The organism is Pseudomonadota bacterium (assembly GCA_022361155.1).
Taxonomy (GTDB): domain Bacteria; phylum Myxococcota_A; class Polyangia; order Polyangiales; family JAKSBK01; genus JAKSBK01.
On the sequence record JAKSBK010000194.1, the window covers coordinates 1 to 10,111 of the forward strand.

9 protein-coding genes are annotated in these 10,111 nt (G+C 66.1%); 2 read left to right on the forward strand and 7 right to left on the reverse strand.

Annotated elements, in window-relative coordinates; all coding sequences use genetic code 11:
• Positions 1-60 precede the first annotated feature (60 nt).
• The gene (locus tag MJD61_07085) at positions 61-141 is read left to right on the forward strand and encodes a hypothetical protein (GenBank protein ID MCG8555039.1); all 81 of its coding nucleotides are present in this window, start codon (positions 61-63) and stop codon (positions 139-141) included.
• A 286-nt stretch (positions 142-427) separates the two neighbouring features.
• Positions 428-1,261, forward strand: coding sequence for a hypothetical protein (locus tag MJD61_07090; protein MCG8555040.1), 834 nt, complete (start codon positions 428-430; stop codon positions 1,259-1,261).
• 70 nt (positions 1,262-1,331) lie between these two features.
• Here MJD61_07090 and MJD61_07095 read toward each other — a convergent pair whose 3' ends face one another.
• The 7 genes from MJD61_07095 to MJD61_07125 all read right to left on the reverse strand — a co-directional run bounded on the left by MJD61_07095 (position 1,332) and on the right by MJD61_07125 (position 10,004).
• Positions 1,332-1,556 (reverse strand): hypothetical protein, encoded by a 225-nt coding sequence (locus MJD61_07095; protein MCG8555041.1) that lies wholly within the window; start codon positions 1,554-1,556, stop codon positions 1,332-1,334.
• Between the two features lie 185 nt (positions 1,557-1,741).
• Positions 1,742-3,142, reverse strand: coding sequence for an aldehyde dehydrogenase family protein (locus MJD61_07100; protein ID MCG8555042.1), 1,401 nt, complete (start codon positions 3,140-3,142; stop codon positions 1,742-1,744).
• Positions 3,143-3,304: 162 nt separating this feature from the next.
• Positions 3,305-4,975, reverse strand: a complete 1,671-nt coding sequence (locus MJD61_07105; protein MCG8555043.1) for an acetolactate synthase large subunit — start codon at positions 4,973-4,975, stop codon at positions 3,305-3,307.
• Between the two features lie 15 nt (positions 4,976-4,990).
• Entirely contained in the window at positions 4,991-7,009 is a 2,019-nt protein-coding gene (locus MJD61_07110) for an MMPL family transporter (protein MCG8555044.1), read from the reverse strand.
• Between the two features lie 12 nt (positions 7,010-7,021).
• Positions 7,022-7,573 (reverse strand): hypothetical protein, encoded by a 552-nt coding sequence (locus MJD61_07115; GenBank protein ID MCG8555045.1) that lies wholly within the window; start codon positions 7,571-7,573, stop codon positions 7,022-7,024.
• A gap of 322 nt (positions 7,574-7,895) precedes the next feature.
• Entirely contained in the window at positions 7,896-9,290 is a 1,395-nt protein-coding gene (locus MJD61_07120; protein ID MCG8555046.1) for a HAMP domain-containing histidine kinase, read from the reverse strand.
• Positions 9,291-10,004, reverse strand: a complete 714-nt coding sequence (locus MJD61_07125; GenBank protein MCG8555047.1) for a response regulator — start codon at positions 10,002-10,004, stop codon at positions 9,291-9,293. It abuts the gene before it with no gap.
• Positions 10,005-10,111: the final 107 nt, after the last annotated feature.

Genomic DNA, 10,111 nt, shown 5'->3' on the forward strand with positions numbered 1-10,111 from the left:
AAGGACATCCTGATGGGCTCGGACAAGCTATCCGCACGCGATGCCGTGCACGCGGCCGTGATGACGCACCATCGCGTCCGCGAGATCCTCAGCTTCGATCGTGGCTTCGACAGGCACCCCGGCATCCGGCGCATCCGGTAAGGGCCCGCGGGCCCTAATCACGAGGCCGGCCCGAATATCGAGGTCAACGAACCGACCGAAATGCCGCTGCCGGACCACTACAAGGCCGGCTCTGTTTTGTTTGCGACCATCCTGGCCCAACCTGCGGCCCCGATCTGGCGAATGCGCCGGGCTGGGCGCTTGTCGGCGGGCGTGGATGGGGTAGCGGAGCGGCGAGCGCGCGTGTAGGTTGCGGCTGAATACAAGCACTCCCTGGGAAACGATCCCAAGGTCGGCACGCGTGATAGAGATTGAAGGAGAAGCATTCATGGATCGAAACCTGCTCAGTGCGTCCCTTTTGATGACGCTCGGCTTCAGCGTGGCCTGCGGCGGCGGCGACAGCCCCACGGGCGGCCCCGGCCTACCCGGTGGCCCCGGCCTACCCGGCGGCGGCGCTCCCGCGGACCCTTGCGCAACGCCCCTCACAGCTCCCCCGCCCTACAGAGGCGATCCCGAGCACGCATTCCTGACCGGCTGCATGACGGTCAGCCCCGAGGCAGCCGCGACGGCACGCGTGCCCGGCGAGATCCTGCCCGGTCGCAAGGCGTTGTCGGTCGAGCTCGCGGGCAACACCATCGACGACATCTGCCAGCTCGAATACCTCTGCGACGACAAGATGAATCCGCTCACCTGCGTGTTGGACGAAATCGAGGTGGACACCGATCTCTTCTACGACGGTCAACTGCACGGTGGTCAAGTCGAGGTCAAGCACACCGATTTCACTATTCACCAGGCCCAGCTGCCCATGACGTACATGGTCGCACCGGATGGCCCCGGGGCTTTCGCCTCACCGAACCTGGTTAGCCTCGACGGGGAGCTGAAGAACGGCTTCCGCGGCGCGCTCAATTTTCACACGGTCTTCGAGGAAAAGGCCATGAGCGGCATCGTGACGCTCCACATGTTCACCGGCATGAAGGACCCGAAAGGGATCGTTCGGGAGGGGCCGGACGTGTGGGTCGGGTTCAATTTCCTGGTCCAATTCCCCGGGGGTACGGGGGATTGGCTTGCGGGCTCGCTGAGCTCACCCTGCACGCGCATACCAAGCTGCAAGAACCGCAACAGGCTCGGCCCGAACGACAGATCCATCGACTGCCCGTTTTGAGGGCCCCTTCGGCACCGGGCTACCACTGCCGGCCGCCGGGAGGGTCTTGTCGCAGGGATCGCAGTCGGTGTCATAGGATCGGCCCTAAGTCGAGCTCGTCCGGCTCGACGCGGCGACCCATGGCATCGAAGGCCCAGGTTCGATCGCCGCGGCGCACGATCACAGCCACGAGCTCGAGCGAAGCGTGGGCCCATGGCATGCCCGCGATCACGCTGCAGCACGTGCGCACGCGTTCGAGCGCGCTGATTTCGAACCCGTTCACGGTGACCGGCGCGGCGAGCCTGACCCGCGTCATGAACCGTGTTCGTGAAACCGTATGGGGTTACCCGGCATCGGTCACCATCTAGCCACGCCGAGCCCGGGCCGCGGCCCAGACGGCTCGCAGGGTGGTGACGGAAAAGGCAAAGGCCACCCCGATCCAGAGCAGCTGCAAGGGTACGATGCGCAGGCGACCGGCCCCCTGCATCGCTTGGTCCAGCCCTAGAGTTCGCTCGAGCGAACGACGAACATGCGTTCGAGGCTCATGTCGCGCATGCTGTAACCGATTCCGCCCAAGCCAAGACCCGAAGCGAGGTGTCCGCCAAAAGGCATGGAGTCCACGCGAAACGCGGTGTGGTCGTTGACCATAACCGACATGCCGCGCAGGCGCCGATGGGCGCGTAGCGCGACGCCGAGGTCCTGCGTGAATACGGCAGCCTGGAAGAAGGCGTCGGGGGCGTTGGCGCGTGCGATCGCCTCGTCCAGCTCCCCATACCCATAAACGGACACCACGGGCCCGAAGATCTCTTCCCGGGATACACGCGCGTCGTCGGGCGGATCGATCAGCAAGGTGGGAGCGTAGCAGGTTTCGGATAGCCGCTTGCCGCCGATGGCGGCTCTGGCGCCAGCGCGCACGGCCTCGTCGACCCAGGTGGCAACGCGATCCACCTCGGATGGCCGGATGAGCGGGCCGACATCCGTGTCCTTGGCCGTCGGATCACCTACCCGCAATGGCGAAATCGCGCCCACAAGCTGCTCGCACAGGCGCTCGCGTTTCGACTCCTGCACGTAGATGCGCTGCACGGAGACGCAGACCTGGCCTGCATGGTAGTAGCCCCCCTTCACCAGCAAAGGCACGGCATCGTCGAGCTTGGCCGTAGCGTCCACGATGACCGGTGCAACGCCGCCATGTTCGAGCGCGCAGGCCGCACCCGGCGCCAGCTTCGAGCGCAAGTACCAGCCCACCCGATGCGAGCCGATGAAGCTCAGGAACGCGGTGCGGCGATCGCCCACGAGCTTTTGCGTGACCTCGTTCTCGCACAGCACCATCCGGCACCACGCTTCGGGCAATCCGGCTTCGTAAAGCAGCTGCACGATCGAACGGCATGACAGCGGCGTGTCAGGGGCAGGCTTGATGATTACCGGCGCGCCCACGGCTAGCGCAGGTATCACCTGGTGCACAATCAGGTTGACCGGATGGTTGAAGGCGCTGATCGATAGCACGACGCCGCGCGGCTCGCGGTACGTGAACGCCATCCGTCCACTCGATGACGCCGTCAGCCCCATGGGGATTTCCGCGCCGCCAAGGTGGTGCAGCTCGTGGACCGCGGCCCGAATGCCCTGCTCGGCCCGCTCGACCTCGATGAGCGAATCCACGTACGGTTTGCCGCCTTCGCGCGCTGCCTGCAGCGTCAGCTGTTCGCGGCGTTGTGACACGAGCTCCGCCAGGCGGCTGAGAATCGCCACCCGTTCGTGCTTGGGCAGCCATTGGTCACGCTGCTCGTACAGCGCGTGGCTCTGCTCGAGCACGCTCATGCAGTGCGCCTCGTCGGCCTCGGGCAGCGTGCCGATGCTCGAGCGATCGTAGGGAGAAAGCACCTGCACGCTTCGCTTCTCGGTCATGTCCTTTGCTCCATCACTCGGGTCGGGCACCGCCGGAACATAACGTGTGCAGATCGCCAAGGACCGGGTGCCGCCGGCAAGGCGCGACGACCAGCAATATCCGGGATACTTCGAAGAGGTGCAACACAGCCGGCGGCGCTTGCGACCTGCGAAAAGGGCAAGTCATCCTTGGGCGGTGCGCTTCGCTCCATCGCCCAGGGTCAAGGTCTTCTTGCGCAGCTCCTGGTAGAAGACCCTCTCGTTTTCGCTGTAGTCGATCGGCACCTCGATCACGTGAACACCTGCCTTGGCAAAGCACAAGCCCAGCACCTTGACCAGCTCACCCGTGGTTTCGATCCGGTGCCCGTGCGCTCCGTAGCTCTTGGCGTAAGCCACGAAGTCGGGATTGCCGAAGTCCAGGCCCCACTCGGCAAAGCCCATGCCGCTTTGCTTCCATTTGATCATGCCGTAGCTGTCATCCTTCAGCACGATCGCCACGAGATCGAGCTTGCGCCGGACCGCAGTCTCGAGCTCCTGGGAGTTCATCATGAAGCCGCCGTCACCCGAGATGGCCACCACCCTCCTTTCGGGGTGCACCATCTTGGCCGCGATGGCGCAGGGCAGCCCGGCGCCCATGGTGGCCAGCGCGTTGTCGAGCAGGACGGTGTTGGGCTCGGTCGCGCGGTAGTTGCGGGCGAACCAGATCTTGTACATGCCGTTGTCGAGCGCCAGGATGCCGTTGTCGGGCATCGCGGAGCGGACATCCGCCACCACACGCTGGGGAATGTTGGGGAACGTGTTGCTGTCGGGCGCTGCGAACACGTGCTGGTCGATCTCGGCACGGATGCGCTCGAACAACGCCACGTCCCAGCGAGCGAGCGGCCTCACAAGCTCAGCAAGCGATCGTAGGTTGGCAGCCATGCAGCCGATGACCTCGTGCTGCGGAAAGTACACGTCGTCCATCTGTGCAGGGAAAAAGCCGAGATGGATCACCTTGGCCCCGTTTGCCCGCATGAAGAACGGGGGCTTTTCGCTCACGTCGTGTCCCACGTTGATGATGAGATCGGCGTGGTCGATCGCCCAGTGTACGTAGTCGTGCTCCGAAAGGGCCGCGGTGCCCAGACAGCGCGGATGGCGTTCGTCGACGACCCCCTTGCCCATCTGCGTCGTGAAGAAGTAGAGGCCGGTCCTGTCGACGAACTGGCGCACGGCGCCGTGCGTGCTGCTCCGATTGGCTCCCGATGCCACAAGCAGCAGGGGTCGCTTGGCCTGCTCGATCATCTTGGCTGCGGTCGCCAAGGCGAACTGGCTCGCCCCGGGCGGATCCCAGTTGCGCACCTCGAAGGGCACCCGGTCCGTCGGCTCCCTGGCCACGTCCTCGGGTAGCTCCAGGTGAACCGGCCCCGGCTTTTCGTTTTCGGCCAGCCTGAAGCTCTCGCGCACGAGGCTGGGTATATTGTTCGCGTCCACGATCTGGCGCGCCAGCTTGGTGATCGGACGCATGATCGAAACCGTGTCGAGAATCTGAAAGCGCCCTTGCTTGCTTTCGCCGATGGGCTTCTGACCGGTAACGAACAGCGCCGGCATGCCGCCGAGATGAGCGTACGCCGCAGGTGTGACGAGGTTGGTCGCGCCCGGCCCCAGCGTGGATAGACAGACGCCAGCCCGCCCGGTCAGACGCCCGTAGGTGGCCGCCATGAAGCCGGCTCCCTGTTCGTGGCGTGTGAGCACGAGCTTGATCGTCGAGGTGCGCAAGGACTCCAGTAGGTCGAGGTTCTCCTCACCGGGCACACCGAACAGGTATTCGACGCCTTCGTTTTCGAGCGCGCGCACGAACAGATCGCTTGCTTTCATGCCTTGCCTCGAGCTTCAGGGCCCCTTGTGTGCCGAACTTGTGGGCTGAGCAGTTCTCAGGTAACGCCGCATTTTCGCCACGCGTACCAGCGCAGGCAACCATACCAGATTGACGAGCACGTTGCTCGAGAGGGTAACGGCGGCCGTGACGCCAAGGGAAACCAGTCCCGGGTTGGCGGCGATCGCGAGGCTGCTGAAGGCCGCCACATCCGTGGTGGCGGAACCGAACACGGCGCGTCCGGTGGCGAAGGAGTCGCCCCTGTCGGCATCAGCGCCGAGCATTCCCCATGCGACGTACACGGCGCCGTCGATCCCGAGGCCGAACGCCAGAGGGAAAACCAGCAGGTTGTACATGCTGAGCTTGATGTCGAGCAAGACGAGCACGCCCAGCGCCATGCTCATGGAAACGCACAGCGGCAACATCACCAGCAGGGTCCGCCAAAAAGAACGCCCTATAACCAGCGTTCCAAGCAGCAAGCCCAGCAGTGCAAGCGCCACGATCCAGGGCGCATCCGCACGCAGCGCAGGAATGACCGTGCCGAGCAACGCAGACGGCGCCGCAAAGCGCACCTGCGGGAACCGCTCGCGCCAGCTGTCGACACGCCGCGCCAGACGTTCCATCTCCCTGGCGTTCGATCCGGGCCAGTCCGTGTAGATGATTCCGAAGCTCCCGAAGTTCCCGTCGTTGTCTGTGAGCCATTGCGTGACCCAGCGCGGCAAGCTTTGGACGTCGATCGGATCACGCACAGCAGCCAGCGCCCTCCAGCGGGCCAGCAAGCGCTGCTGCTGCGAAGTACCTGCCGCCGTGCCCTTTGCGAGGGTCTTGCTCAGGCGGGCGATCTGCGCCAGCCGGGCTGCTTGATCGGGAGGGATGAAGGCGCTGGAGGTCACGAGCCAGCTGTCCGGGTCGTGCGCGAACCCAGCGGGTCCCATCTTGCGCAGCGTCGCAACGACCTGTTCCACGCTGTCCGCGTCCTCGCCAAGGACCACGATCGCGGTACGGCTGGTCCCGTGCATGGCGCGTCCCCAGTCGACCCCGTGGCTCATCTCTCGTGGCTGCAGCTTGGTGAAATCGTACTCGAAGTCGAGGTCGCGCGCGCTCAGCCCCAATGCGCCTGCGGCGATCAGTCCGCCCAGCACCAGCGCACGCGGGGTGCGTCTCAGGGCGGAGGAGAGGCGCGGCAGGCGCGGCCAGGCTCGAAGGAGCGGGCGACGCTCGGGTACGATCCGGTGTCCGAGCAGCAGCAGCGGCGGCAGCAGCAGGACCGTCGCAAGAAACATCAGCGTCGTGCCGACCGCAGCGATGATGCCCATTTCGGCAAAGCCGCTGAAATCCGCCGCCGCAAGCGCTGCAAAGCCGCAACACGTGGTGGCGGTGGCCATCAGCATGGAGCTGCCGAGCTCGTCGAAGGCGGCGCCGAGCGCCTCCTGCGCCGATCCTCCGCGGGCGCGATAGGTTCCGTAGTGCGTGAGCAGGTGCAGCCCGTAGTCGACGCCGAGACCGGCAAGCAGAGTCAGTCCGAAGGCACTGATGAGGTTGAGGGTCGCTGTGAAGCTTGCGATGAGTCCCAGTGTCCAGACGGCGCCAGCTGCCAGGGGCGCGCCCAAGTACAGCAGCACCCGCAGTCCCCGGAATTGCGCGAACACTACGAGCAGCACGAGCGCGGAGCTCAGGACGGCGGTCTTGCGTAAATCTCGGGCCGCCAAACGCTTTCCCAAGGGTGCGCTGCGGTATTGGCCGCCCACGACGAGTCGCAGATCGGACGGAGCGTCCTGCGGGCGGACACGCTCCAACAGCTCCTCGCTGCGCTCGAGGATCCGCGTCGCGTAATCGAGGTCGGAGGAGTTGCCGGCGAGCAGCGCTTGCACCACGCACACACGTCCTGCTTGCGAGCACAGCTGCCCTTTCGGTTCGGCCGGCATGCTCCGGTGGACCGCGTCCACCGCCTGTGCGTCCTGCTTCGCTGCGACGGCGTCGCTGCCAGCCACGAGGTCCGAGACGGAGCTGCCCATCAAGCTGACCAGGGTCGCCACCTGCGGAACCTGCTAGTAGTAGCCGATCAACTGCTGCTCGCTTGGCAGCTCCGGTTGATCGTCGAAGTTGACGCAGCCGGGCAAGGCCTCGCATTGCTGCCATTGCATGCGCTCTTGCGCCGCATCTGCGAGCTCGCGAAGCCTGGCTTCCGGCAGGAACAACAAACGCCGATCGAGAAAGAACGTGGGATCGCGCCCGGCGATGACCTGATGGCTCTCACGCCATGTGGCCACCTCGTCCCTTAGCCGAAGCGCGAGGCGGCGGTTGAGGGCGGCGTCCGACGACTCGATCGCCAGGTAAAGGGGTGCGCTGCCGGGGACCCGCCGCCTCAATTCTCTAAGCGCCGCCTGCGCGGGCGTGTCCTGAGGAAGAAGGGCCTCGAGGCGCGGATCGATGTCGAGCCGCCGCGCGGAGTTCAGCGCCAGGGCGCTCAGGGCGATAAAGGCGACCAGCAGCGCTTCAGGACGTCGCTGCGAAAGCTGCAGGTAGCCGCGGAGAAAGCCCGCAAACACGGTGCGCCCTCGACCGCCATCTTCGTGCCTTGCTCTGCTGCGGTGGGCCATTGCTCGGCAGCCGGCTCGGTCCGCCCGTAGCGGCGTCATGCACTTACGTGTTCGCGTCCGTCTTCGCAATAGCCAAGGTGCCGCGTCCTCCGGCCCGACACGGACGCCGGGACCCGAATCGGACCCGAATCGAACCAAGAATCCGAACCCCGGAACCCGACGTCCGAACCCGACATCCGCCTTCGCAATGCATTCGGACCTCGGCCTCCGCATCGGACCTCGGCCTCGGCATCGGGCTCGGTCCCGCGATGGCACCCCAACAAAGCGCAGCTTCGGACCGCCGCCCAGCTAGCCGGCCGCCGGAATCGTTCAAGAGCCTCCCCTACTCTTGCACCGGCATGCAGCCAGCGCGGGTGGGAAGGTCGGCAACGAACAGGCTGCCGCCTGCCTGGCGTGGCTCGTAGTAGGCCCTGCCACCGTGGTGCTCGGCAATCTGTCGCACCAGCGCCAGGCCCAGACCGACGCCGCCGTCGCCGGCTTCGCTGTGACCCTCGGGGCGGTAGAACGGCTCGAAGATGCGTTCGCGCAGCTCTTGCGCCACGCCTGGTCCGCGATCGGCCACCACGATACGCACAGCCCGTTCGCGCACCTCGAGCCAGGCTTCCACGCCGTTTCCGCCGCCGTGGCGGCGCGCGTTTTCGAGCAGGTTGCGTAGCAGCCGTCGCAGCATGCGCCTGTCGCCCTGCAGCTGGGGGCCCGCGCCGGCTTGCGCCGATGGTTCGTCGCGCGCCTGACCGGTGCGCTCGAAACTGCTCGAATTCCGCAGGGTCGGCTCCGAGGGCGTGGGCAGGCGCGCCGTTTCTTCGCGCAGGAGCGCAAACAGGTCCACCTGCTCGAAGTGCTTGGACTGCGCGGTGTCCTCGAGCCGTGCCGCGAGCAGCAGATCGCCGATCAGCTCATCGAGCTCGCGAATATCCTTGGCGGCCTCGGTGTGCAGTCGCTCGCGCTGCTCCAGCGCGAGGTCGCGCTCCTGGAGCAGCTCGAGAGCCAGCGAAAGGCGTGCCAGCGGGGAGCGCAGCTCGTGCGAAGCGCTCGCCAAGACCCGCTTTTGCTGTCTCAGCAGGCTCTCGATCCGTTCGGATGCCCTGTTGAAGCTCCGGCTGAGCTGCTCGACCTCGTCCGACCCGGTGACCTGGACGCGCACGCCGAGATCGCCCGAGCCCCAACTCTCCACGGCCGTCTGGAGCCGCTCGATGCGGCGCGTGATGCGGCGGGCAACGGGATAGCATCCCACAGCCACTGCTCCGAGCAGCAATCCCAAGACCGTGAGAAACCGGCCGAGGCGCCGGCCGCCGTGGTCATGGGCCGAGGCGGCAGCGAGCCAGCGCCCGTCGTCAAGCCGCATCAACATGCCGAAGCGCCCGCGGCGGTGGAACGGGCCCTGCTCGGGCCGATCGAGCTGCCGCTCGAGCAGAACGGCGTTCGATGACGCCAGCAGGTCGCCTTGCTCGCCCCAGAGCGTCAGCTCGACACCGAGGCGATTGGACACATCCTGCAGCGCTGCTCTCACGTGGGACCGGGGCGCGCCCGCCGCGGGCAGTCCCTGAACGCTGCGCGCCGTGCCCGCCGGCTCCGAGAGCAAGCGCGCCGCCAGTCTCAGATGCGGCGGCACCCACAAATCGTCCCGCAGCGCGTGCGAGGCCGCGGCCGCTACCACGACGCACAGCAGCGCGACTCCCAGAAAGGCGACGTAGATCTGGGCGTAGAGCTTGCGCATTCAGCCGTCGGTCGCGCTCGTGTCCGCGAGCGGCAAGAAAACGTAACCGACCGAGCGCACGGTTTTTATCCGGCGCGGCGCCCTGGGATCGTCCTCTATGGCCGCACGGATGCGCGATACGTGTACATCGATGCTGCGGTCAAACGCATCCAGTGTCTCGCCACGCACGGCTTCCATCAGCTGCTCGCGACTCTGAACGCGGCCCACGCGCTCGGCCAACACCTTGAGCAGGGCGAACTGGTGGCTGGTCAGCGGTTTGACCTCGCCGTCGAGTCGTACTTCGCGTCGCGAAGGGTCGATTTCAAGGCGCCCGAACCGCAGCACAGCGTCGGGCGGCTGTGCGGGCATCCGGCGCCGGCGCAGGATCGCGTTCAGGCGTGCCAGCAGCTCGCGAGGATTGAACGGCTTCGGCAGGTAGTCGTCGGCACCGAGCTCCAGGCCCACGATGCGATCCAGCTCGTCGCCTCGGGCGGTGAGCATCAGGATCGGGATATCGGACCCGGCACGCACCTGGCGACACACGTCAAAGCCGTTGCCGTCCGGGAGCATGACGTCGAGCACGAGCGCGTCGTAGGTTCCCGCCTCGAGCTCGCGCAGGCCGGACGTCGCGTCTGCCCGATGCTGCACGAAAAATCCGCGAGCGGTCAGGTACGTGCGCAGCATGCCAGCCAGGCGCTCGTCGTCGTCCACGATCAGGATGCGGCCAGCCTTCATGAGTCACCTCGCGTCCCAAGGCGTCGGGTCAAAATAACATCGCCACTTCGATTTCGATCCATCCCGTCCAGCGGTGTTGCGCCGCCTTCGAATACAGGGAGTATTCG

What these genes read in the sequence shown, in the direction of transcription:
- MJD61_07105 (MCG8555043.1), bottom strand. Translation starts at nt 4,975, where the DNA reads ATGAAAGCAAGCGATCTGTTCGTGCGCGCGCTCGAAAACGAAGGCGTC.
- MJD61_07090 (MCG8555040.1), top strand. Translation starts at nt 428, where the DNA reads ATGGATCGAAACCTGCTCAGTGCGTCCCTTTTGATGACGCTCGGCTTC.
- MJD61_07125 (MCG8555047.1), bottom strand. Translation starts at nt 10,004, where the DNA reads ATGAAGGCTGGCCGCATCCTGATCGTGGACGACGACGAGCGCCTGGCT.
- MJD61_07095 (MCG8555041.1), bottom strand. Translation starts at nt 1,556, where the DNA reads ATGACGCGGGTCAGGCTCGCCGCGCCGGTCACCGTGAACGGGTTCGAA.
- MJD61_07100 (MCG8555042.1), bottom strand. Translation starts at nt 3,142, where the DNA reads ATGACCGAGAAGCGAAGCGTGCAGGTGCTTTCTCCCTACGATCGCTCG.
- MJD61_07085 (MCG8555039.1), top strand. Translation starts at nt 61, where the DNA reads ATGACGCACCATCGCGTCCGCGAGATCCTCAGCTTCGATCGTGGCTTC.
- MJD61_07115 (MCG8555045.1), bottom strand. Translation starts at nt 7,573, where the DNA reads ATGGCCCACCGCAGCAGAGCAAGGCACGAAGATGGCGGTCGAGGGCGC.
- MJD61_07120 (MCG8555046.1), bottom strand. Translation starts at nt 9,290, where the DNA reads ATGCGCAAGCTCTACGCCCAGATCTACGTCGCCTTTCTGGGAGTCGCG.